Below are 24,347 nucleotides of genomic sequence, written 5' to 3' on the forward strand. Positions count from 1 at the left end.
TTTAAAAAATACCTAAAATTATTATATACTAAAAAACCAAAAAATCAAGGACAAAATGAACATCAGGCATTATGCAAAAACTCTTTGACAATTTTGTTATTAGGTTATAAAATCAGTATTGTATTTATAAGTTTATTATGAGGACAATAATGAGTAAGATAGTTAGTGTTGGAAATATACTAATAGGAGGGGGGAATCCTGTTAGCATACAATCTATGACAAATACTGATACGAGAAATGTTAAAGAAACTGTAAGTCAATTAAAATCTCTTGAAGAGGCTGGCGTTGATATTGTAAGGCTTGCTGTGCTTGATATTGAGGCTGCTCAAGCTATAAAAGAGATAAAAAAACAAACTAAAGTTCCTTTAATAGCGGATATACATTTTGATTATAGGCTTGCTTTAGAGAGTATGAAAAGCGGTATTGATGCTTTGAGGCTTAATCCGGGTAATATAAAAGATAAAGAGAAAGTAAAAGAGGTGATAAAAGAGGCAAAAGACAGAAATTTAACTATAAGAGTTGGTGTTAATGGCGGAAGTTTGGATAGGGCTATATATAAAGAAGTAAATGCTCAAAATATGGTAAAAAGTGCCTCTGAGCATATAAAATTAATGGAAGACTTAAATTTTACAAATATAAAAGTATCATTAAAAGCATCTGATATAAAAACTACAATAGAAGCAAATACATTATTTAGAGAGAAATTTGATTATCCTATACATTTAGGAGTTACAGAGGCTGGTACATTAAGAAGTTCTTTAATTAAGAGTACAAGTGCTTTATCATATTTACTTATGCAAGGAATTGGCGATACTATAAGATATTCTATTACTGGAGACCCTGTTGAGGAAGTGATGGCAGGAAAGATGCTTCTTAAGTTTTTGGGTTTAAGAAAAGAGCCTTCTGTTGAGATAATATCATGCCCTACTTGCGGAAGATGTCAGGTGAATGTTGAGGAGGTTGCTAGTTTTATAGAAAAGCATGTGCAAAATATAAAGAAAAATATCACTATTGCTATAATGGGTTGTGTGGTTAATGGTCCGGGAGAGGCTAAGCATGCAGATTTTGGTGTGGCAGGAAGTGCAGACGGTAATTTTATATATTTTGAAAAAGACAATGAGCCTATAAAGGTATCAAAAGAAAATATTATAAGTTTTATCACAAAGAAGATAGAAGAGTTTTAGGGTGTACTGAAAATTTTTATTTTATAAATTTTGTTATTCTTTTCCTGCCTTCGCAGCCATATCTAAAGGTACTTCCTTTGGTCGCGGGGCTGACTTCGTCAAAGAACCAAAAAGTGCAAGAGTTTTAACTTTATATTTTAGGAATATATATTGAATATTTATATTTTAATTTCTATAGAGATAGGATTTATGAAAATGTAGTTCTTTTGCTTCTTTTATACCAATAAAATAAGTGGGGGTGCGGGGGCTAGTCCCCGCAAATATCTAAAAATAAAAAATTTATTTTTTGACAATACATAGTTGTTTAACTATATTATAATTTAATAAGTTTATTAATAATAAGTTTACTAAAAAGAATAATTATTATTATAGAGAGAAGATTTTATGACATCAAAGAAAAAATATTATCTATTAATTTTAGTTGTAGCAGCGGCATTAATTGTTACACTTTTTGTTTATAGAAATAAAGAAAAATATATATCTACAACAATAGCAATAAGCGACACTATATTAAACATCACAGCACAAACTACAGAAAAGAAAATGTATGATTTAGTAGCTTCTATAACAAATGAAATTAACAGAATGGATAATATATTAAATCCATATAATGAAAATAGCGAAATAGCAATTATAAACAAAAAAAGTTTAGAAAATAAAGAAGATGTTCTCAAAGTAGAAGTTTCTGAGGATATGGCACATTTATTTGAAACAGGATTAAGATATTCTAAGATAAATCCTTCTTTTGATATAAGCGTAAGACCACTGATTGAACTTTGGGGTTTTGGCGTGAAAGAAAATCAAACTGTGCCAAAGAGAGAAGAGATTGAAAGTGCATTAAAAAAAATAGATTATTCAAAGGCGAGCATTATTACTAATAACGGCAGGAAGTTTATAGAGCTTAAGAGTAATTTAACTTTTGATTTTGGTTCTTATGGAAAGGGTTATATTGTTACAAAGTTAATAGATATATTTAAAAATTACAATATAAAAAACTATTTAATAGATTATGGCGGAGATACTTATGCTAATGGAGTAAACTCTAAGGGCAATCCTTGGGTGATAGCAATAAGAAACCCTAGAAACGATGAAGATGGATATTTAGGTTTAATACAAGCTACAAATTATACTATAGTAACAAGCGGCGATTATGAGAGATTTTTTACAGAAAACGGCACTAACTATCATCATATAATAGATGCAAAAATAGGTTACCCTACTTATAATGCAATGTCAGCTACTATTGTACACACCAATGCAGAAGAGGCTGATGCTTTATCTACAACTGCTTTTCTTATGGGTACTAATTTTTTCACTAATGAGAATTATAATTACAGAGAAGCTTATATAGTTGATTCTAATGGTGATTTATATATAGCAACGAACGAGAGTTTTTGATAATTGTTTTAGTATACTCTCATAAAAACTATAATTTTTTATTCAACTTTTTTCCGCGTACGAGCTGTACCACCTTGCCGCACGGTAATGCTATGCTTTAATTATAACTTCTTAGTCGTGCGGGGGAGTGCATTTTAATGTACAATTAAATTATAAAATTTATAATAAAAATGCAGCCTTTTTTCTTCTTTGGGTCACGCCTTACCTAAAGGTACTCCTTTCAGTCGCCGGCACTTCCTTCGGTCGCAAAAGAAGTGGAGGTGCGTACCCTAAGGGCACGCTTCGCAGGGGGCTAGTCCCCGAAATAAAAACTAATTTTTGATAAAATAAAAACTTATATAATGAAATACAATTATTAGTTTATTAAACCATTTGACTATATTCAAATTTTTAGAGTTTTAATTTATAATTGAACATATAGCTATTTTATTATAAAATATATTATGAAAGATTTTTTTGGTAAATTAAAAACTATAATAGTTAAAAAGAAAGATACTATATTCGCAGTAATAGTTGCATTTATACTTCATATATTTGTATTGAGTTTAATAAATACTTATATAGTAGAATCTTTGTTTGCATATAATGATGAATTAAAAAAAATCTTAGAAGAAGAGAAAAATAAAAAAGATGATTATATGTTTTTGGTAGAGACTCCAGATGTAGAGGAAGAGGAAAACAACGAAGATACTCCATTTGCTTCAGATAAGTCATTAGTATCAAGAGGAGAAGTAAATGTAACACCTTCAAAAGTATTTTCAGATGCTTCAGTGTTTTCTTTTTTGGGGGACGGAGCCAATAGTCCAATAGTTGAAAGACGCGATAATATAACTCCAAACAACAATAATTCACCATCAAAACAAAAAGATTTAGGTAATGAAATAAATAGAGAAAAAGTTGAAACTTATAAGCCAAAAAATCCCGGTCTTAAAGGCGATACAAAAATACCAGCATCATTTGAAGACGGAGCAGACAGGGCAGTGGTATTATCCAGTGAAACAGGAAGTATTCAACTCGGCACAAAGGCACAGGAATATTTTTGGTATTTTTATACTTTAGTTGGTTCTATAAGAGATTCTTGGTATTTAACTATTCCAAATCAGGCACATTTTTTGGGGCTTTTGAGAAGTGATGAGGTAGAGGTGCTTATATCAATAGATTTGGACGGAAATATTATTTTTGAGAAGTTTTTAAGCAATTCAAAATTAGGTCAAAGCAGTTTAGACAATTCATGTTCGAAGGCTATAGAATATGCTAAAAAATTAAAACCGCCGCCACAGGGTTTAGTGCGTGATTATGCAGAGAATGGTAAGATATATATACCGTTTAAGTTTATATACCAAAATTTCAGCAGAGAGTGATAATTTTTTTGAAATTTATTGAGAGTTATTAAGATTTATTTTTAATTATTTAGTGTAAATAAATATTGATATTGTTTTAATATTTAGTATATAAAATATAGTTAGTATTAGTTTCTTAACTTGCACTTTTTGCTGCGGGAAAAAGAACAATAAAATTAATTTAAAATTTTTTAACATATATTAAATTTTTTATCTAAATTATTTAAATTAAGATATTGCAGGGCTTTGCCCCGCACCCCACTTCTTTTGTTGCCACAAAGAAGCAAAAAGGCTGGATTTTTATAAATCCTATCTTTATAGAAGCTAAAATATAAAGTTAAAACGTTTGCACTTTTTAGTCCTTTGATAAAGTACCCGTAAACAAAAAATTAAATTATAACTTCACTCTGCGTGCGGTAAGTAGAGTTTTATTCAACTACTCCAATATACGGAAGATTTCTATATTTCTGAGCATAGTCAATACCATAGCCTACAACAAACTCATCTTCTATATCAAAACCGTTATAATCAATTTTTATATCAACCTTTCTTCTTGACGGCTTATTAAGAAGTGTGCATATTTTTAGTGAAGAAACATTTCTCGTTTTTAAAACTTCACAAATCTTCTCTAAAGTATATCCTGTATCAATGATATCTTCTACTATAATAACATCTTTGCCTGTTAGAGGTATATCAACATCTTTTAGTATTTTAATTTCAGAGCCTATTTTATCATTTCCATAGCTAGAAACAATCATAAAATCAATTTCTATATTTGTTTCAATTTCTCTTGCCAAATCTGCAATAAACACAAAAGAACCTTTAAGAAGCCCTATTAAACATGGAGTTTTATCTTTATAGTCGTTATTTATTTTTTGTGCTAACTCTTTAACTTTTTGTTTTACAGTGTTTTCATCTATTAATATTTTTTTTATTCCATTTTCTTTTTTTAGCATAATTTTTCCTAATATATATATTTTTATTTATTGATTATATAATAAAAAATATTTTTTTAAAGTTTTATTTAATTAATAAAAATTTTTAGATGCATGTCAGTTTTTTATATAATTGTAACATATATATACAAAATGAATAATGATATAATTAAAGTGTAAATTATACATTTATTATACGAACATAAAACAATATTTTTTGTATTTTGCTTGCATTTTTTTTTAGAATTCATTAAAATGGTTCAATATCGTATAATGTTTATAATTACATAATTTATAAGTTAAGGAGATATCATGGCTGAAGATAAAAAACTTGACTCTCTTCTAGAACGTATATATCAAGACGGTGTTGAAAAATCTAATAAGAAAGCTGATGAAATAATTTCTAATGCTAAAAGTGAAGCAGACAGAATTATTAAAGAAGCAGAATCAAAATCAGAAGAAATCATTAAAGAAGCTCAGAGAAAATCAGAAGAGCTAAAAAAGAACACCATAACTGATGTTCGTATGGCAGGTGAGCAGTCAATAAGTGCTTTAAAGCAAAGAGTAAAAGAATTAGTTGCCTCTAAAGTATTGGAAGAAGGCTTGAAAGGAGCTTTTGCTGATACTGCATTTTTAAAAGATTTAATTTTAGAGGTTGTAAAAAAATGGGATATTGCTTCAGATAATTCTGATGTAACAGTTTATTTCCCAGAATCTAAAAAAGCAGATATAGATGCTGCATTTGAGAAATCTATAAAATCTGCTATTAATAATGCTACTATTAATTTTGATAAGAAATTATCAAACGGATTTAAAATAGTACCTAATAATGGCAATTATCAATTACAATTTACAGATGAAGATTTTGTAGAGTTTTTCAGTGATTATATCAAAGCTAAAACAGAAGAAGTAATATTTAGTAAATAAGAGGGGCGAGTATGGGATCATATTATTATCTTATCTCAGGTCTTCCCGAAGTGAAATTATCTGATGCTAAGGCTAAGTATGATATTAATGAAATTACTCAAAGCATATTATCTAGTTTAAGTGCTAAAGATGCTAAGTTTTTTAAATATCTTATTTATCAAAACGATAATAAAAATTTGGTAAATGCTATAGCAAAACAAAAGGGGTTATTCAGCCCTTATACAAAGCATTTAGAGCCTTGTATATTTAGTAAAGAGGAGATACAAAAATACAGCAATATCTCTAATTTACCAACATATATGAGCAAATTTTTAGAAGATAATAAGAATGTTGAATGGGAAAGTGTTAGACATATAGAAAACAGTTTATTGAATTTGTATTATGAAGAGATGATAAATAGCGGTAATAATTTTATAAAGAATTATGCCTTATTTATGAGAGATATGAAGAATGTTTTAGCAGCTTTAAACGGCAGGGCTTTAGGTTTTAATAGTGATAAGATAGCTAAAGAGCTTATAGGCGATTATTCTTTAATATCTGCATTAAGCAAATCTACAGCTTCAGATTTTGGTGTAGGTAGAGAGATACCTTATATTAATACAATTATAGAGACATTTAACTCATCAGACAAAGCTGACCCATATAATATGGAGAATATAGAATGTTCTTTGGTAGGGGAGTTTTTGGATAAGTTAACATCTATAAAATCTTTCACAACAGATAATATTTTTGCTTATTATATAAATCTTAACTATGCCGTTAGTATCAACGGAAGAGATGAAGAGGAAGGTAAGAAACATTTAGAGACGCTTGTAGAAACATTAAAAAGCAAAGCGTCATTATAAAATGTAAATTAATTAGGAGATAGAAATGACTAAAGGTAAAGTAACTGCTATTATATCAAACCTAATTTCAATAGAGGTAGACGGACCCGTTTCACAAAACGAGATATGTTTTGTATCTTGCGGGGAAGCCAAACTAATGGCAGAGGTTATTAAAATATCTGGTACTAGTGCTAGTGCTCAGGTATTTGAATCTACAAGGGGAATGAAATTAGGCGATGCCGTAGAGTTTACTGGTTCAATGTTGGAAATTGAATTAGGACCTGGACTTTTAGGTAAAAACTTTGACGGACTTCAAAATGACCTTGATAAATTAAAAGGTGTATTCTTAGAGAGAGGTAAATATAACAATCTTACTGAAGATAAAGATGCGAGATACGACTTTACACCTATAGCTAAAGTTGGTGATGAAGTTGAGGCAGGAGATTGGATTGGTGCTGTTAAAGAGGGTTGGATTGACCACAAGATAATGGTTCCTTTCAAATTTGAAGGTAAAGGTGTTGTTGAAAGCGTAGTTTCTGCTGGAAATTATGGTTTAGAAGACACACTTGCTGTTATAAAAGATTCTAAAGGCGAAAAAGTTAATGTAACAATGGTACAAACTTGGCCTGTAAAACTTACTATTAAAGCTTACAAAGAAAAGCCAAGACCATTCAAATTGTTGGAGACTGGTGTTAGAACTATAGATACATTTAACCCTATCACTGAAGGCGGTACAGGATTTATTCCGGGACCATTCGGTGCAGGTAAAACAGTATTGCAGCACGCTTTGGCTACTAACGCAAATGCTGACTTGATTATAATGACAGCTTGCGGTGAGAGGGCTAATGAGGTAGTAGAAATATTTACAGAGTTCCCAGAGCTTATAGACCCAAGAACAGGAAGAAGCTTGATGGAAAGAACAACAATCATCTGTAACACTTCAAACATGCCTGTTGCTGCTCGTGAGGCTTCAGTTTATGTAGGTATGACAGTAGCTGAATATTATAGGTCAATGGGACTTAAAGTACTTCTTCTTGCTGACTCTACTTCTCGTTGGGCACAAGCTTTAAGAGAGATGTCTAACAGACTTGAGGAATTACCTGGTCCAGATGCGTTCCCTATCGACTTGCCGGCTATTATTTCTAGTTTCTATGCGAGAGCAGGTTTCGTATACTTAAATAACGGAGAGACTGGTTCTATTACATTTATAGGTACAGTATCACCTGCAGGCGGTAACTTGAAAGAGCCTGTAACAGAATCTACTCGTAAAGCAGCTAGATGTTTCTACGCATTATCACAAAAACGTGCTGACAGTAAAAGATATCCTGCTGTTGACCCATTAGATTCTTATTCTAAGTATATAGAATATCCAGAGTTCGTAGAGTTTTCAGACACTTATATAGAAAAAGGCTGGGCTGATAAAGTAACTAGAGCAAAAGATATAGCTAGAAGAGGTCAGGAAGCAAGCGACCAGATAAGCATTCTTGGTGACGACGCAGTACCTCTTGAATACCATCAGCGTTTATGGAAAGCTGAGCTTATAGACTTCGTAATCTTACAGCAGGACGCTTTCGATAAAGTAGATAAAAACTGCCCAATAGAGAGACAAAAAGAATTATTAAATCAAGTTATGAAAGTTGTAGAAGCTGATTACAGATTTGATGATTACAGCGAAGTAGGTACTTATTTCAAAAGACTTATTAACGCATTCAAACAGATGAACTATTCTGTATATCAGTCTGAAGAACACAAAAAATACACAGCTGAGATGGAATCAATATTTGCTGAAAGGAGTATAACACATGCCTAAAGCATTTCAAAAAGTATATACAAAATTAGTACAAATTACTAAAGCAACCGTATCTTTAAGAGCAGAAAATGTTGGTAACGATGAGATGGCTCTTGTAGCTGGAAGACCTGCTCAGGTTGTAAAAATGATTGGAGATATTGTTACGCTTCAGGTTTTCCAAGGTACTGAAGGTATACCTACAAACGCTGAAGTTGTATTCTTAGGCAGACCTCCTAAACTTAAAGTAAGCGAACTTCTTGCAGGAAGATTCTTTAACGCTTACGGTGAGCCTATAGACGGAGGTGCTGAAGTTGAAGGTAAAGAGGTAGAAATCGGAGGACCTTCTGTAAACCCTGTTAGAAGAAAACAGCCTTCAGAGCTTATTGCTACTGGTATTGCTGGAATTGACCTTAACAACACACTTGTTACAGGACAAAAAATCCCATTCTTCGCAGACCCAGACCAACCTTATAACGCAGTACTTGCACAGGTTGCTTTGAGAGCTGAAGCTGACAAGATTATTCTTGGCGGTATGGGACTTTCTAACGATGACTACTTATCATTTAAAAATACATTTACTGAAGCTGGAGCATTAGACAAAATTATATGTTTCATCAACACTACTGATGACCCTCCAGTAGAAAGACTTTTGATACCTGATATGGCTTGTACAGCTGCAGAATATTTCGCAGTTGAGCATAAGCAAAAAGTTCTTGTACTTCTTACAGACATGACTCTTTATGCCGATGCTTTAGCTATAGTATCAAACAAAATGGACCAGATTCCTTCTAAAGACTCTATGCCTGGTTCATTATATTCTGACCTTGCTAAAATATACGAAAAAGCAGCTCAGTTCCCTGACGGCGGTTCTATTACTATTATCGCTGTTACTACTCTTAACGAAGGTGATATTACTCACGCTGTACCAGACAACACTGGTTACATCACTGAAGGTCAGCTTTACTTAAGACGTGACTCTGATATAGGTAAAACAATCATCGACCCATTCAGAAGTCTTTCACGTTTGAAACAGTTGGTTATAGGTAAGAAAACTAGAGAAGATCACCCTGCTGTAATGAACACTTTAGTTCGTCTTTATTCAGATGCTGCTAACGCTAAAATGAAAAAAGAAAACGGTTTCGACTTAACTGAGTATGATGAAAGATGTTTGAAATATGCTGCTGAATATTCTGAAAGATTATTAGCAATAGACATTAACATTAAAATTGATGAGATGTTAGAGACTGGTTGGGAATTAATGGGTAAATATTTCAGTAAAGCCGAAGTGGGTGTAAAAGAATCTCTTGTAGAAAAATATGGTAAATGGACAAATAATTAATTTATAAAAAAGTAGGTTAAAAAATATGGCATTAAAGTTTCAATACAATAAAACGGCTCTTCAAAACCTAAGACGCCAGCTTTCCATTCGTGAGAAAGCTTTGCCTACTTTGAAAAGTAAAGAGGCAGCACTTCGTCTTGAGGTGAGAAAGATTACCGCTGAGATTGAATTACTTAAAGAAGAATATCAAGCCCTTGTGAAACAAAATCAAAACTATAATGGTTTTTGGACTGAGTTTCCTGAGATTGTTAAGATTAGAAATGTAAACTCTGAGCAAAAAAATATTGCCGGTGTTAAAGTTTCTATATTAACAGGTATAGATTTTGATATTGAAAATGTCAGCATGTTTAATATGCCTTCTTGGATTAGGCTTGCCATTAATATGTTTGAGCTTCTTATGACATTACAAATAAAAATTGAAATGACTGAGGCAAGACTCAACGCTTTGGCTTATGCGAGGAAGAAAACTACTCAGAAAGTTAACCTTTATGAGAAAGTGCAAATTCCTGAGTATAAAACAGCTATAATCAAAATTAAAAGGTATATGGAAGATGAAGAAAATTTAAGTAAGTCTTCTCAAAAGATAGTAAAAGAAAGAAACAGAGCTAAGGAGGCGTCTTTATGATTAGAAAAATGAAGAAACTCTCTCTCTTTGTCTTTCATGAGGATAGGGAAAAAACTCTAAATGATTTAGCTTCTCTTGGAGTTGTGCATATAGAAATTGCTAACGGTGTTTCATCTGAAAGTATAGAAAATATTGCCGCTCAAAAAAATGATGCTAATAGAGCTAAAAGTATTATAAATGCTGCTTTATCTGATGCTAAAAAAGCTAAGAAAGATGTAGCTAACTTAAAAGCAACTGATACTAACAAAAAAGCATCTGATGTAATAGAAAATGTTTTGCAGTTATCTCAATCTTCTGATAAATTAAAAGCTGAAAGAGATAACCTTAAAAAAGAATTGTCTATTATAGCTCCTTTTGGAAGTTTTAGCTTTGATAAGATTAATAACTTAAAAGAAAAAACTTCTTATGATATATCATTTTTTAATGGTCCTATTAAGGAGTATGAAGCTTATAATTTTGGGGATATATTCACTTATGCTGTAAAAGAAGAGGCTGGTAAGGTTTATTTTGTTGCTTTCAAGAAAGAGGGCAGCGAAGAGGCTATTCCTTTCGATATAGTTAATATTCCTAATAAATCTTATGATGAATTAAAAACTCAAATAGCTGAACTTGACAGCAAAATAGAGAATATTGAAAATGATATAATAAAAAATCAGATATATATAGAATCTATTAACAAAGAAGTAGATAATCTTAATTTACAGAATCATTTTGAAGAGGCTAAAGAGAGTTTTGTAGCTAGTGAGGTTACAGAAGGCAAGATACTTTATGTTGAAGCTTATGTACCTAAAGATAAAGAGAGCGAAGTTAAAACTTTACTCGACAGCAAAAAAATAGCTTACATAATGGAAGAGCCTACAAAAGATGATAATGTACCTGTTGAGCTTAAAAACAATAAGTATTCTTCTGCTTATGAGCTTATTACAAAATTGTTCCAATTGCCTAATTATTTCGAGATAGATTTAACTCCTATGATAGCAGTTTTCTATCCGTTATTTTTCGCTTATTGTTTTGGGGACTCTGGTTATGGTATAGTATTAACTATAGTAGCTTTGGTAGGTTTATTTACTGTGCTAAAAGGACAATTAAGAGGTATTGGTATACTTGCTTTAACACTTGGAATATGTACTACTATTATGGGTGTAATTAATGGGGGAAGTTTCTTTGGTGTAAGCATACCTTCTAATACTCAAATACCTATATTTGCTACTTTAAGTAAGTATTTAATAATTACAGATATAAAAGAAAATTGGTTCTTAACTCCATTCAATACAGCATTACTTATAGGTGTACTTCATATATGTTTTGCTTTAGTAGTTGGTGTTATAGACAGAATAAAAACTAGTGCTATAGGTGATATATTTGCAGCTGTTGGTAAGCTTTTATTTATACCAAGTCTTGTTTTATGGTTCTTGGGTGATATGCAGAAAATGCAAGTTATCAAACAATTCAGCTCTATATATTATATAACTATGCTTGTTGGTTTGGTATTCTTAGTAATACTTTCTAATGTTGGTAAAAAACCAGATGTATTAAACTCTATACTTGGTGTTTATTTTGCGGCAACTGGTATAATGGGTGATACACTTTCTTATATACGTTTGTTTGCATTAGGTGCTTCTGGTTCTATATTGGCATTGGTAATTAACCAAATAGGTATGAGTTTCAAAGCTATACCGGGTGTTGGTGTTGTTATAATGGTAGTGTTCTTAGTATTCGGACACATAGCTATATTCGCATTAAACATACTTGGTGCTTTGGTACACCCTTTAAGATTAACATTTGTAGAGTTCTACAATAACGTTGGTTTTGAAGGCGGCGGTAAGGAATATAAGCCGCTTAAAAAGGCAGCTTAATTAGTTTTTTATATATAAAAATATTTAATAATTAAAAAAAAGAAAATAATCTAAAAAAGGAGATTTTAACTATGGGTTTTACAATGAACACAGCGCTTTTATTAGGATATATAGGAGCGGGTATAATGGTAGGTATGTCTGGTATTGGTAGTGCGGTTGGTACTTCTATTTCTGCTATGACTACTGTTGGAGCTTTGAAAAAAAATAAAGATGCATTTGGTAGCTGTCTTGTTTTAAGTGCGTTGCCTGGTACACAAGGTCTTTATGGTTTTGCTGCTTTCTTCATTATGCAGCCTTATTTGACTGCTGATATCACTATCTTCCAAGGTGCTGCTATATTGGGTGCTGGTATTGCTGTTGGTTTAGCTTGTATGGTTTCAGCTATATTCCAAGGTAAAGTTTGTGCTAATGGTGTTGAGGCTATAGGTAATGGTTATGATGTATTTGGTAACACTATCATCGTTGCTGTATTCCCAGAACTTTACGCTATCGTTTCTTTCGCTACAGCATTCTTAATCAGCGGTGTTTTAGGTGCTTAATATCAATTAATAAAAGTGAAATAAATAAAATCCGTAGGAGTTGTAATAGCTCTTACGGATTTTTTTATTTTAAAAAACTATTATAAATAGTATTTTTTATTAAAACTAACAAAAAATAAATTGCTTTTTTTATATTTTAATATATACTCAAAAATTATTGGTATAAGGTATACAAATATGTTTTTCCCTATAATTTATTATTTTCCGCATCTATAAAATATCTTTTAAGTAGACAGTTAGTCTATAAATAAATTTCATTATCTAAATTAAAATAATTATAATATTTAAAAGGGGTATGCAAATGCATAGACAATTTTTAGTTTTTTTATTTTTATTGTTATTAACAATTTCATGTGGAAAATCTTCAGAAACCACAGAAAATAAAGTAAACATCAAGATTATTGCTCAATCTTTTGATGAGAAATCTTTAAATGTAATGAGAGATATACTTTCAAAAAGCGGATTTAATCCTACTATCAGTATGCTCCCAGATTATGCGAGTTTTATGGGTCAGTTGGAAGCTAATAATTATGATATAGCAATTACCAGCTGGAATACTGTAACAGGAACCCCAGATTATGCTGTAAGATCATTATTTATAAGCGATGGAGATTATAACGCTTCTAAAATATCAAATGCTAAGTTAGATGAACTTATAGAAAAAGCAGCGGCAGAGTCTTTTGAAGATTCTAAAGCTACATATTCTGAAATAGAAAAAGTTATTATAGATGAAAATGCATATATTATACCATTATACAACAGAGTAAAAACTCAAGCTTTCAATAAAACTATATTAGATGAAAATACAGTTCAGATATACAAAGCAGCTTCTATTAATGCAGGGGCAATATCATTTGTAGATAAAGCAAAAAATGAAACTGAGCCTTTATATATAAGCCAGTCTCTATCTTCATTAACTTCTTTAGACCCAATAAAAGGAAATGATGGTTCTATTAATTTCATCAATAATCAAATGTATGTAAGAATAGTAACTTTGACTACTAATGACCAAATAAGCACTGAGAATTCTTTATCATACAATTATGCTATAGCAAGCGGAAATAAAGATTATTATTTTATTTTAAGAGATGATATATATTTTGCTAAAGTAGAAGATAGAAAAGCAGTTAATACAGGTGAGAGAGTTGGTGCTAGCGATGTAGTATTTTCATTAAACAGAGCTAAAGATAGAAATAGCGTTCCTAATCACAGAACATATAGTCTTCACAGCAGTATGGATAAAATTTCTATAGTAACTGATATAAATGAACTTAAAAATACTAAGACAGCTGCAAGTGATGTTTATACAGAACTTTCTAAAAACTTGCCTGCTCCTATAAGTTCTCTTACTTCTTCTACTGCTCAGGCTGATAATAAAAATGGAGTATATCAAGTAGTAAAAATTACAACAATAAACCCATTCCCTCAAGTGCTTAATTATTTGGCACATCAATCTGCCGGTATAGTAAGTGAAAAGCAAATTAAAAAAGTAAACACTTATAATGTTGCTAATTATGACCCTCAGAAAGATATTTGTTATGGTGATGAATCAACAATAACAGAAGGAAATAGCTATAACAATACTTTATGTACTAGCGGACAGTATATTGCTATTTATAAAAATGATTATGAAGTAGTTTTAGAAAGAAATCCTGGATTTATGGCAGATACTGATAAATTCCCTAAAATAAAAACAATAAATATAAAATTTATAAAAGATTTAGATGCTGCTGTATCTTCTTTGAGAAGCGGAGACCTTTATATATTATATGATATAGTAGCTGATAAATTAAAAGTAATAGAAAGTGACAGCAACTTAGTTCTTCAAACTGTACCAAGTAATGCTTTAATATTTACTTTTATTAATATGTCAGACGGACATGTTACTAAAGATGTTAATGTAAGAAAGGCTATTTTATATTCTATAGACCAAAATGCTTTTATAGCTGTTAATGATGGCTATGCTTATAAGGCTTATACTACTCTTACACCATTGGTTGATACTGGTAATGTTTTAACAGCAGATAAAGATAAGGCTAAAGAATATTTAAAAGCTTATGAAGAAAGTAATGGGGCTTCTAAATAATTATTAATAAAAAAATAGTTTTGTAGGTGTATATATTTATTTACTTACAAAACTATTATTTTTTATTGTTTAATTTAAAAAAATATAGAGACGTTAAAATGAATAATATTGTTTTTTCTATCAGCAGCAATTTTGAAAAAATGCAGAAAATATTTCTTTATAAAGCTGCATTAATAATACTTGGAATATTTACTTATATTGCTTTGTGGATAAGAAAGTTTTTTATCTACAGCAAATACAAAAAATCTAATTCTTATAAGGCTATTGATGATTATGCAGATGATGAAATAGAGATTAAAGAAAAAGAATATTATTTGCATATAGAAAAAGAGATAGAAATATTAGGTAAAAAAATAAGCGAAGAAGATAAAAAAGAAAGGGTAAAAAAATATATAGAACAATTAAAAAAAGAAAGAAATAAAAATAAATATAAAAAGTTTAAAGAGAGCTTTACCAATTCTGCTGTATTAAGCAGTATGCTTGAGAATAAAATATTTTTTGTATATTCTATAATATTTTCTTTTCCTATGTATATTTTAATATATATATATTCTCATTGGTATATGAAGTATATATTTGAAAGACTTATGATGATGATATTTGTAATGCTTGGTGTAATTTTCTTAGTATTTACTATACTTTATATTTCGCCTATGGATAGTGCTTTAAATATATTGGGTCAGGATGCAACAAAAGAACAGATAGAAGCTTTCAATAAATCTTATGGTCTTGATAAACCTTATATAGAACAATTATTTAATGCTTTTAAAAATATTATTACTTTTAACTTAGGAAAATCTTATGTAGGCAATGAGGATATATTTTCAGCCATAGCGAGAAAATTTCCTGTAACTTTGTCAATATCATTTTTATCTCTTTTGCTTGCGATAATTATAGCAATACCTGCCGGTATAATTTCTTCTATAAAACAGTATTCATTATTTGATTATATTTTTATGCTTTTTGCTTTAATAGGATTATCTATACCAAATTTCTGGATAGGGTTAATACTTATATTGAATTTCTCTATTAATTTAAATTTACTTCCATCTACTTTTTCTATAGGTGATTTAAAATCATATATAATGCCTGTTATAGTATTGGGTACAGGTTTTTCAGCGAGTATAGCAAGAATGACTAGGGCTTCTATGCTTGAGATAAAGAATGCAGATTTTGTACTTACGGCAAGAAGCAAAGGCTTAAATGAGAATGTAGTTATATTTAGGCATATTTTAAAAAACGCTTTAATACCAATAATAACTGCTGCCGGCATGCAGTTAGGGGCTGTACTTGGTGGTGCTGCTGTTACAGAGAAGGTGTTTAACATAAGCGGTATAGGAAGCTATATAGTTGATAAGCAATTTATTCCAGATATACCTGCGGTTTTAGCGGGGGTTGTTTATGTATCTGTGGTTGTAAGCGTTGTTAATTTGGCAGTTGATATATTATATGCTTTCTTAGACCCTAGAATAAAATCTAATATGAAAAATTATTAACAGATAAAAATAGGAACTGAATATGGATTATAAAAAACAATTAGAAGAGAGTAAGTTTATTAAATTTAGAGAGTACAGTTCTCTTAATTTTGCAGTAGGGGCTTCTTTATTTGTAGGAGTTGTTATACTATTATTTTCTGTAGATTTTACTAAAAAGAGTTTTAATATTTACACTATTTCAGCGGCATTATTATATTTTATTTCAGCTTTAATTTCATACTTGGTATTGATAAAATTAAAAAAAGATGTAAAAGCTAATAATGATATATCTTCTTCTACAAGAAAATTGGGTTTTCTTCTTATAGCTTTTTTAGTATCTGCAAATATTTTTGTAGCTTCTTCTGGTTTTCATTTGATAACAAAGAAAAAAAAGCTTGAGTATATACTTATATTCGAGGCTTTTTTGGTTAATATAGCTATTATATTTGTATCAAGCATTAATTTATTTAAAGAAGTTTTGCCTGACAATTTTTATTTTGGCATAATAATTTTAATATTAGTTTCATTATTTTTTATATTATCAATGTATTTAATTTCAATAAAAGAAATAAAACAAAATAAGAAGCTTTTTTATTTTATTTCTGCAATATGTATTTTAACTATACTCATTGGAAATATATTTTCATTTTTAGCAGGCATTACTATGATATTAAAAATTATTCATAAAGATGATGATATATCTATAGAGTTTGTTGATATATTATATAGAGTTTTTAGAAATGAAATGGCTGTAATAGGAATGTTTTTTGTAATATTTTTATTTGCCTTATCAATAATGAGTACATTTACTTTTAATTATGCTGATGCTATAGAAAACAATTATACTGCTTTGCTTCAAACACCTTCTTTAATATATCCATTTGGTACGGATAATTATGGAAGAGATGTTTTCAGCAGAATAGTATTTGGTGCCAGAATATCTCTTATAATAGGTGTGATATCCACACTCATACCTATAGTAGTTGGCGGAGTTTTAGGAGCTTTGTCTGGATATTATAAGGGAAAGGCTGATAACATTATAATGAGAGTATTGGATATATTATATTCTGTACCAAGCATACTTCTTGCTATAGCCATTATTGCTGTTTTTGGTGCTAATGTTTTTGTATTGATAATAGCTCTTAGTATTAGTGCTATACCGAGTTATGCGAGAACTGTGAGAGCTAGTGTAATATCGGTATCTAATATGGAGTTTATAGAAGCGGCTAAGGCATTGGGGGCTAATAATTTTGTTATTATTTATAAGCATATAGTGCCTAATGTACTTTCTCCTGTAATTGTTAGAATGTCTTTGGATATAGGTTCTGCTGTTTTATCTACAAGCGGTTTAAGCTTTTTGGGTTTAGGAATAGAGCCTCATATACCGGAATGGGGAAATATATTGAAGATAGGAAGTGTTTATTTGGAAACTAATCCTTATATAGCTATATTTCCGGGTTTAGCAATTATATTTATGGTTCTTGCTTTTAACTTTTTGGGTGATGGACTTAGAGATGCATTAGACCCTAAAATGAAATAACAAAACAAATAAAAATTAAGAGTTGCCTATTATGAAAGATATATTAGAAATAAAAAATTTGCATGTACATTACATTAAAGAAGATGAAACAGTAAAGGCGGTAAATGGCATAAACTTATCTCTCAAAAAAGGGGAGAGTATAGGAATAGTTGGAGAAACTGGTGCTGGAAAAACTACTATGGCTTTATCTGTAATGGGGTTAATTCCATATCCTCCGGGAATTATTATGGACGGAGAGATAATTTATGAAGATAAAAATATAATAGAATGCAGTGCAAAAGAGTATCAGCAAATAAGGGGAAACGGAATCTCTATGATATTTCAAGACCCTATGACTGCATTAAATCCTGCTATGACAGTTGAAAAACAGTTAATGGAAGTTTTGGATAGTCATAAAAGTAATATGAGTAAGGGCGAGAAGCTTGATACTATTATAGAACTTCTTGAATTGGTGGGCGTTCAAAGAGATAGATTAAAAGAATATCCTCATCAATTTTCCGGCGGTATGAAGCAGAGGGTTGTTATTGCTATGTCTTTGCTTTTAAAACCTAAAATACTAATAGCTGATGAGCCTACTACTGCTTTAGATGTAACCATACAGGCACAGGTGTTAAATATAATAAATAATCTTAAAGAAAAATTTGACATGTCTCTTATTCTTATTACGCATGATTTGGGTGTTGTGGCAGAAGTTTGTGATAGAGTTTTTATAATGTATGCGGGGGAGATTGTTGAAAGCGGTTCTGTTAAAGAAGTTTATTTAAATACAAAGCACCCATATACCAAAGGATTATTTAATTCTATACCAAGGCTTGATGTTGATAACGAGAGGCTCATACCTATAGAGGGTGATATGGTTAATCCTGCCGATTTGCCAAGCGGATGTTATTTTAATCCTAGGTGTAAATATAAAAAAGATATATGTATAGAGAAGAAGCCTAATATAATGGGCAATGAGCATCAATATAAATGTCATTTTAATTTTTAAGGGAAGTTATTTATGTTTATTGAAACTAAGAATCTATATAAATATTTTGATACGCCGAAGGGTAAATTGCATGCTGTTGATAATGTTAATTTGAGCATAAAAGAGGGTGAAACGCTTGGAGTTGTGGGAGAGTCCGGCTGCGGAAAAAGCACTTTGGGAAGGGTGATTTTGAGATTGCATGAGGCTGACAGCGGTAATATATATTATAACGGCATGGATATAACTAAATTAAATAATGATGATATGAGAAAAATGCGAAGATTCATGCAGATAATATTTCAAGACCCTTATTCATCTTTAAATCCAAGATATACAGTAGCAGAGATAATTTCTGAGCCTTTAAGTTTTTTTAAGATATATGATAATGCGAGAGATAGAAAAGCAAGGGTTGAAGAGATTATGGATATAGTAGGTCTTAGTAAGAGAAGCTATAATATGTATCCGCATGAGTTCGATGGCGGAAGAAGACAGAGAATAGTTATAGCAAGAACTTTATCTATTAATCCAAAGTTTATAGTTTGCGATGAGCCGGTTAGTGCTTTAGATGTTTCAATACAGGCACAAATAATTAATTTACTTATGGACTTGCAAAAAGAATTAAAATTAACTTATATGTTTATATCTCATGATTTATCTGTTATAAAACATATATCAAATAATATATCGGTTATGTATTTGGGTGAGATAATAGAAAGCTGCGATAAAAAAACTTTGTTTGAAAATCCTAAACACCCATACACTAAAGCATTGCTTTCAGCCATTCCAACTGTTGATGTAAATAAGAAAAAGGATAGGATATTGCTTAGGGGGGAAGTTACTTCTCCTATAAATCCTAAAAAAGGATGCAGATTTTATAATAGATGTCCTTATGCTGAAGATAGCTGTTTGTATGATAATGTAAAATTAAGAGATATTGGAAATAATCATTTGGTTTCATGTATAAAAAGTTAGGTTTAAATATGGGTTCTAAAGAAGAAATTTATAATATTTTGAAAGAGAATAATATCCATTATGAAGCAGTTGAGCATAAAGCAGTTTATACTATGGAAGATATGCTTGAGCTTGAACTTGATAAAAAAGGAAGAATAATAAAAAATATTTTTTTGTTTTGCAGAAAAACAAAGAGATATTTTTTAGTAATAATGGAAGAATCTAAAAGACTTAATTTGAAGGATTTAAGTTCAAAATTGCAGGCAAAGCTTACATTTGCAAGTGAAGAAGATTTGAATAAATATCTTAATTTAAGTAAGGGAGCAGTATCACCTTTAGGTATTTTATATGATAAAGAGGGAATAGTTAATTTAGTGGCAGATAGAGAGTTAGTGCTTCCGGAAACTAATATAATAGGAATTCATCCATGCGATAACACTGCTACTGTTTTTCTTGAGTATAGAGATTTAATAAAATTAATAAATAATAAAAATAATATAGAAATCATAGATATTTAAAACATTATCAGGTTTTTTAAAAACATAATTACTTCAGTATATACTTAAAATTTTTAGTTTTCTATTTGTTTTTAAAAAAATTATTTAAAATTTCTTTTTCTTTAATCCAATTAGGAATATAAAGACTAACAATATTATAAAATCTTTTACTATGATTGGCTTCTATTAAATGTGCTAATTCATGAACTACTATATATTCTAATGAATGAACTGGGTATTTCATAAGCTCTAAATTAAAAGTTATATGCCTTTTTGAAACATCGCATGAACCCCATTTGCTCTTAAGTTTTTTTACACTAAATGAATTTATTTCTAAATCCATGATACTGCAATATTTTTTTAATAATTCTTCAAATAATTTTAAAGCTTCTTTTTTATACCATATATCAAGCAAATTATGTTTTCTTCGTATATCAATATTTTTGAACTCATCTTTTTCTTTTAGATTGGCATGCATATATATTATATTTCTATCCAATATAATATCTTCTTTTCTATTTTGTAATACTCTTAATATATATCTTCTGCCTAAATAATAAATTTCATCGCCGCTTACTAATTCTTTTTTGCTTATATCATAAATGTTTTTTTCTCTTAATTCTTTTTTCTTCTCTTCTATCCAATCTTTTCTTTTTTCTATAAGCTCATATATGTATTCTTTACTCACTCTTTTAGGAGCAGTTACATATATATTAAAATCTTCTTTCACTCTTATATAAATATTTTTTATTTTTTTATATTCTATTATTATATCGCTCATTTATAATCTACTTTATTTTTTTATCGCTGTAATTAGAGTATATATTTAAACCTATATGAACTAAAATATATAAAAATTCTCTCATTTCTTGACCTGTTATTTTTTCTATTTTTTTATCATTTTCTAATTCAAATAATTTATCATCTATATTACTCTCTATATTTATTCTTATATGTTCCATGTTTTGCCAATCTGGAATACTGCTTTTATCTTTAAATAATTTGTCTACAAACAAAGAGAAATCTATTAATATATTTTCATCTTCAATATATTTCTTAGAATTGTCATAAACGCTTCTAGCACATTTATTATCTCTTATAGATTCATCATATTTAATATTTTCTTTTTCGTTTTTGCCTTTAATTGTAAGTGCTATTTCTTGAGCTAATTCTAATTTTTCTTCTGAGGTTATTCTGTTGTTTTTATAATCATTTATTATTTCATCTATTCTTTCAGATAATCTTTTATATAGCTCTGGATTTTCTTCTAATATTTCTTTTAAAGTATTTTTTGAAGCATTTAATATTGCATCTGCTTTATCTTCTAATTCTAAACTATTTATCTCTTCATCAAAATTATAATCAAATATATTTGGAATCTTTGTTAAAACTTTTACGTTATCTTCTACTCCTATAAATTCATCATATAATTTTTGCATTTTAGATTCATATTCTGCAAAATTAATATTTTCATTATATTTATTTCTTAAGCGATTTCTTAATATTACGCATAATTTAAATAAGTTTTTATATTTTGATATTTCTTCACTATCAAGACCATTAACAAATTGCTCGCTAAACTGACATATATTCAATACTTTTGAATAATTTAAAAATAATTTTGTAAATTTTTCTCTTTCTGCTTTTTCTATCAAAACACTAACACATTTATCTAAAGCATCATTTTCATCTAAAAGCTGAGGTAAGAAAGCTGTTAATTCATTGTATGAGTTTTCTAATTCTTCAATTTGTTCTTTTATATCAAAAACTGTGTCTTCAATATCTTCTAAATCATAATTAGCAAGCCTGTCATAAGCATTAAAAGCCTCGCCCAAATTTTGAAATAGCCCTCTATAATCTATTAACACTCCAAAACCTTTACCTTCATGAGTTCTATTTACTCTCGCTATTGCCTGAAGAAGACCATGATCTTTTAAGTATTTATCTATATATAAAACTTGTGCAGTAGGGGCATCAAATCCTGTAAGAAGTTTGTCTACTACTATTAATATATCTAAATCTCCTCTTTTGAATTTCTCTATCATTTTTTCTTGATAATTTTTATCATCTTTATAATCTTTGTATAATTTTTTAGCTTCGTTTATAACATATTTTTTTTGCTCAGTATTTGCATTTCTGTCATCATCTTCTGATATTATCACTGCTGTAGTAAGAGCATTTTTTTTATCAAATATTTCTTTTACCCTCATAGCTTCAAATTTAGAACCTACAGCAAACATAGCATTAAATTTTGTGTTTTTTAAGTTTTTATTATAATGTTCTATAATATCATCTACAATATTTTCTAATACTTCATAACTAATTAATATTCTGCCGCCTCTAATATTTCTTTTGAATATTTTTTTTTCTTCATCGGTATCTGCACATTCTTCTAATATAGCATCATATTCATTATCCATAGCTTCTTTATCTTTTATCATTATCTTTGGAAGCCTGCTTTCATAATATAAAGGAACTATTACTTCATCTTTTAAAGCATCTCTTATTGTATATGTGTCTATAAATCCTCCGAATTTCTTTGCAGTGCTTTTTTCTGATTTGTAAAGCGGTGTTCCAGTAAAACCTATATAACATGCATTAGGAAATACTTTTCTCATCTTATCTGCAAAATCTCCGTATTGTGTTCTATGACTTTCATCAACCAATATAAATATATCTGGAGAATCTACTACCACTCTTTTATCAAATACATTTTCAAATTTATTTATTATTGTAGTTATTATTGTTGCTCCTTCTTTTATTAGATTTATTAAACCAGTACCTGTTTTTGCTCTTTTTACTGATATGCCTGTGTCATTGAAAGTTTTTTCTATTTGTTTGTCTAATTCTATTCTGTCGGTAACTACTACTATTTTTGAGCCTTTAATTTTTCTTGATATTATTTTTGTAAGCATAGACATTATAAGGCTCTTTCCGCTTCCCTGTGTATGCCATACAACGCCGCCTTCTCTTTTGCCTTCATCATTAGTTTGCTCTATTCTTTCCATTATCTTTTTTATGGCAAAATATTGATTGTATCGAGCTACTTTTTTTATTCCATTATCAAAAATTATAAAATATTCTAATATGTCTAAAAATCTTTCTTTTTGAAAAAATGAATATAATGTTATATCTATGTCGTTTATAATTCTGTCTTTTATAATTTCTTTTATTTCTTTTTGTATTCTACTTTCTTCATTTTTTATTAAAGCATCTTTTGATTTATTGTAATCATACTGCTCTTTATCTTTCCATACAGCATAAAACTTTGATGTTGTTCCTAAGGTGCCGTACTTTACTTTATCATCATTAGCACATATTAATAATTGTGTGAACTTAAATAAATTAGGTATTTCGTTTTGCTCCTGATTTCTAATCATCTGAGTAATTGCTTCTTCAACATTAACAACAGCATTTTTTAATTCTATCACCGCTATTGGTATGCCGTTAATAAATACAACTAAATCGGGTCTTCTTGTTTTTATTTTTTCATCTATTGCATTTCTATTTACTTCAAACTCTTCTGTAATGTGAAATACATTGTTTTCTATGTTTTTAAAATCTATATAATTTATAGAAAAGCTGTCTTGTTTATCTCCTATTTTTTCTACGTATGATTCACCTTCTATAAGTTTTGAAGTTATTTTTTCATTTGCAGTTGAACTGCCTTTTATTAATGTAAAATCTAAATCTTCTATAGCCTTTTTTATATTATTTATAGAAAATGCATATTTCTTATCCCTAAATAAAAAATAATTAAAGTTTGTCATTCTCTCTTCTAAAATATTTTTAAGCAGCACATTATTAAGATTATTATCTCTTTCTTTTAGGGCTTCTTCTTTAGTTAAATATTTATATCCAAGTTTTTTAAAGAGTTCAATAACTTTATCTTGTAAAAATCTTTCGCTGTGTTGTTTAGTCATGTTAGCTCCTTAAACAGTAATGAATAAAATTAAATTTATTTTAGTTTTTGTATATTTGCGGGGACTAGCCCCCGTAACCTCAATTCTTTTTCCCGCCGCAAAAAGAACCAAAAAGTGCAAATAAACAATAATATCAATCATAGTTATATATA

Annotated in this window: 19 protein-coding genes; 16 read left to right on the forward strand and 3 right to left on the reverse strand. The window is 29.5% G+C overall.

What is annotated here, in order from left to right; genetic code table 11:
- The first annotated feature begins 149 nt into the window (after positions 1–149).
- The 3 genes from ispG to Q0H31_RS00110 all read left to right on the forward strand — a co-directional run bounded on the left by ispG (position 150) and on the right by Q0H31_RS00110 (position 3,943).
- The gene (gene ispG, locus Q0H31_RS00100; protein WP_295294854.1) at positions 150–1,184 is read left to right on the forward strand and encodes a flavodoxin-dependent (E)-4-hydroxy-3-methylbut-2-enyl-diphosphate synthase; all 1,035 of its coding nucleotides are present in this window, start codon (positions 150–152) and stop codon (positions 1,182–1,184) included.
- 384 nt (positions 1,185–1,568) lie between these two features.
- On the forward strand, positions 1,569–2,582 hold the full coding sequence (locus tag Q0H31_RS00105) for an FAD:protein FMN transferase (RefSeq protein ID WP_295294855.1): 1,014 nt from the start codon (positions 1,569–1,571) through the stop codon (positions 2,580–2,582).
- Positions 2,583–3,025: 443 nt separating this feature from the next.
- Complete coding sequence (locus Q0H31_RS00110) at positions 3,026–3,943, forward strand: energy transducer TonB (RefSeq protein ID WP_295294857.1); 918 nt, start codon at positions 3,026–3,028, stop codon at positions 3,941–3,943.
- Between the two features lie 407 nt (positions 3,944–4,350).
- Here the strand turns inward: Q0H31_RS00110 and hpt are convergent, their stop codons facing one another.
- Positions 4,351–4,878, reverse strand: coding sequence for a hypoxanthine phosphoribosyltransferase (gene hpt, locus Q0H31_RS00115; protein ID WP_295294859.1), 528 nt, complete (start codon positions 4,876–4,878; stop codon positions 4,351–4,353).
- A gap of 291 nt (positions 4,879–5,169) precedes the next feature.
- On the opposite strand from hpt, the gene Q0H31_RS00120 reads away from it, so the two are divergent.
- From Q0H31_RS00120 to Q0H31_RS00180, 13 genes are all read left to right on the forward strand, one after another.
- The gene (locus Q0H31_RS00120) at positions 5,170–5,784 is read left to right on the forward strand and encodes a V-type ATP synthase subunit E (protein ID WP_295294860.1); all 615 of its coding nucleotides are present in this window, start codon (positions 5,170–5,172) and stop codon (positions 5,782–5,784) included.
- A gap of 11 nt (positions 5,785–5,795) precedes the next feature.
- Complete coding sequence (locus Q0H31_RS00125; protein WP_157152088.1) at positions 5,796–6,629, forward strand: DUF2764 family protein; 834 nt, start codon at positions 5,796–5,798, stop codon at positions 6,627–6,629.
- Between the two features lie 25 nt (positions 6,630–6,654).
- On the forward strand, positions 6,655–8,418 hold the full coding sequence (locus Q0H31_RS00130; RefSeq protein ID WP_101504042.1) for a V-type ATP synthase subunit A: 1,764 nt from the start codon (positions 6,655–6,657) through the stop codon (positions 8,416–8,418).
- Positions 8,411–9,736, forward strand: coding sequence for a V-type ATP synthase subunit B (locus Q0H31_RS00135; RefSeq protein WP_295294865.1), 1,326 nt, complete (start codon positions 8,411–8,413; stop codon positions 9,734–9,736). The genes Q0H31_RS00130 and Q0H31_RS00135 overlap by 8 nt, the downstream gene beginning before the upstream one ends.
- Before the next feature lie 25 nt (positions 9,737–9,761).
- Positions 9,762–10,361: a V-type ATP synthase subunit D gene (locus tag Q0H31_RS00140; RefSeq protein WP_157152085.1), complete on the forward strand. Its 600-nt coding sequence runs from the start codon at positions 9,762–9,764 to the stop codon at positions 10,359–10,361.
- Positions 10,358–12,217 (forward strand): V-type ATPase 116kDa subunit family protein, encoded by a 1,860-nt coding sequence (locus Q0H31_RS00145; RefSeq protein ID WP_295294867.1) that lies wholly within the window; start codon positions 10,358–10,360, stop codon positions 12,215–12,217. The genes Q0H31_RS00140 and Q0H31_RS00145 overlap by 4 nt, the downstream gene beginning before the upstream one ends.
- 83 nt (positions 12,218–12,300) lie before the next feature.
- Positions 12,301–12,756, forward strand: coding sequence for an ATPase (locus tag Q0H31_RS00150; protein ID WP_228369497.1), 456 nt, complete (start codon positions 12,301–12,303; stop codon positions 12,754–12,756).
- A 301-nt stretch (positions 12,757–13,057) separates the two neighbouring features.
- Positions 13,058–14,842, forward strand: a complete 1,785-nt coding sequence (locus Q0H31_RS00155; RefSeq protein WP_295294870.1) for an ABC transporter substrate-binding protein — start codon at positions 13,058–13,060, stop codon at positions 14,840–14,842.
- 98 nt (positions 14,843–14,940) lie between these two features.
- Positions 14,941–16,338 carry an ABC transporter permease subunit gene (locus Q0H31_RS00160; protein WP_295294871.1) on the forward strand — a complete coding sequence of 466 codons (1,398 nt, stop codon included), beginning with the start codon at positions 14,941–14,943 and terminating at the stop codon, positions 16,336–16,338.
- A gap of 22 nt (positions 16,339–16,360) precedes the next feature.
- Complete coding sequence (locus Q0H31_RS00165; RefSeq protein ID WP_014933912.1) at positions 16,361–17,857, forward strand: ABC transporter permease; 1,497 nt, start codon at positions 16,361–16,363, stop codon at positions 17,855–17,857.
- A 31-nt stretch (positions 17,858–17,888) separates the two neighbouring features.
- Positions 17,889–18,845 (forward strand): ABC transporter ATP-binding protein, encoded by a 957-nt coding sequence (locus Q0H31_RS00170; protein WP_295294875.1) that lies wholly within the window; start codon positions 17,889–17,891, stop codon positions 18,843–18,845.
- 12 nt (positions 18,846–18,857) lie between these two features.
- A complete protein-coding gene (locus Q0H31_RS00175; protein WP_014933910.1) occupies positions 18,858–19,796 on the forward strand; it encodes an ABC transporter ATP-binding protein in 939 nt (312 codons plus the stop codon).
- Between the two features lie 8 nt (positions 19,797–19,804).
- Positions 19,805–20,293, forward strand: coding sequence for a prolyl-tRNA synthetase associated domain-containing protein (locus Q0H31_RS00180; protein WP_295294877.1), 489 nt, complete (start codon positions 19,805–19,807; stop codon positions 20,291–20,293).
- A 61-nt stretch (positions 20,294–20,354) separates the two neighbouring features.
- Here Q0H31_RS00180 and Q0H31_RS00185 read toward each other — a convergent pair whose 3' ends face one another.
- Both Q0H31_RS00185 and Q0H31_RS00190 read right to left on the reverse strand, forming a co-directional pair.
- Positions 20,355–21,053, reverse strand: coding sequence for a M48 family metallopeptidase (locus Q0H31_RS00185; protein WP_014933907.1), 699 nt, complete (start codon positions 21,051–21,053; stop codon positions 20,355–20,357).
- A gap of 7 nt (positions 21,054–21,060) precedes the next feature.
- The gene (locus Q0H31_RS00190) at positions 21,061–24,195 is read right to left on the reverse strand and encodes an HsdR family type I site-specific deoxyribonuclease (protein ID WP_295294880.1); all 3,135 of its coding nucleotides are present in this window, start codon (positions 24,193–24,195) and stop codon (positions 21,061–21,063) included.
- Positions 24,196–24,347: the final 152 nt, after the last annotated feature.

Origin of the sequence: uncultured Brachyspira sp. (genome assembly GCF_934747485.1) — a bacterium.
In the GTDB taxonomy this organism is placed as follows: Bacteria; Spirochaetota; Brachyspiria; order Brachyspirales; family Brachyspiraceae; genus Brachyspira.

Excerpts from the sequence above, each read along its gene's own strand:
- Q0H31_RS00120 (WP_295294860.1), top strand. The coding sequence starts at position 5,170 with ATGGCTGAAGATAAAAAACTTGACTCTCTTCTAGAACGTATATATCAA.
- Q0H31_RS00145 (WP_295294867.1), top strand. The coding sequence starts at position 10,358 with ATGATTAGAAAAATGAAGAAACTCTCTCTCTTTGTCTTTCATGAGGAT.
- Q0H31_RS00165 (WP_014933912.1), top strand. The coding sequence starts at position 16,361 with ATGGATTATAAAAAACAATTAGAAGAGAGTAAGTTTATTAAATTTAGA.
- Q0H31_RS00140 (WP_157152085.1), top strand. The coding sequence starts at position 9,762 with ATGGCATTAAAGTTTCAATACAATAAAACGGCTCTTCAAAACCTAAGA.
- Q0H31_RS00190 (WP_295294880.1), bottom strand. The coding sequence starts at position 24,195 with ATGACTAAACAACACAGCGAAAGATTTTTACAAGATAAAGTTATTGAA.
- Q0H31_RS00160 (WP_295294871.1), top strand. The coding sequence starts at position 14,941 with ATGAATAATATTGTTTTTTCTATCAGCAGCAATTTTGAAAAAATGCAG.
- hpt (WP_295294859.1), bottom strand. The coding sequence starts at position 4,878 with ATGCTAAAAAAAGAAAATGGAATAAAAAAAATATTAATAGATGAAAAC.
- ispG (WP_295294854.1), top strand. The coding sequence starts at position 150 with ATGAGTAAGATAGTTAGTGTTGGAAATATACTAATAGGAGGGGGGAAT.
- Q0H31_RS00155 (WP_295294870.1), top strand. The coding sequence starts at position 13,058 with ATGCATAGACAATTTTTAGTTTTTTTATTTTTATTGTTATTAACAATT.
- Q0H31_RS00110 (WP_295294857.1), top strand. The coding sequence starts at position 3,026 with ATGAAAGATTTTTTTGGTAAATTAAAAACTATAATAGTTAAAAAGAAA.
- Q0H31_RS00105 (WP_295294855.1), top strand. The coding sequence starts at position 1,569 with ATGACATCAAAGAAAAAATATTATCTATTAATTTTAGTTGTAGCAGCG.
- Q0H31_RS00130 (WP_101504042.1), top strand. The coding sequence starts at position 6,655 with ATGACTAAAGGTAAAGTAACTGCTATTATATCAAACCTAATTTCAATA.
- Q0H31_RS00175 (WP_014933910.1), top strand. The coding sequence starts at position 18,858 with ATGTTTATTGAAACTAAGAATCTATATAAATATTTTGATACGCCGAAG.
- Q0H31_RS00125 (WP_157152088.1), top strand. The coding sequence starts at position 5,796 with ATGGGATCATATTATTATCTTATCTCAGGTCTTCCCGAAGTGAAATTA.
- Q0H31_RS00135 (WP_295294865.1), top strand. The coding sequence starts at position 8,411 with ATGCCTAAAGCATTTCAAAAAGTATATACAAAATTAGTACAAATTACT.
- Q0H31_RS00180 (WP_295294877.1), top strand. The coding sequence starts at position 19,805 with ATGGGTTCTAAAGAAGAAATTTATAATATTTTGAAAGAGAATAATATC.
- Q0H31_RS00185 (WP_014933907.1), bottom strand. The coding sequence starts at position 21,053 with ATGAGCGATATAATAATAGAATATAAAAAAATAAAAAATATTTATATA.
- Q0H31_RS00170 (WP_295294875.1), top strand. The coding sequence starts at position 17,889 with ATGAAAGATATATTAGAAATAAAAAATTTGCATGTACATTACATTAAA.
- Q0H31_RS00150 (WP_228369497.1), top strand. The coding sequence starts at position 12,301 with ATGAACACAGCGCTTTTATTAGGATATATAGGAGCGGGTATAATGGTA.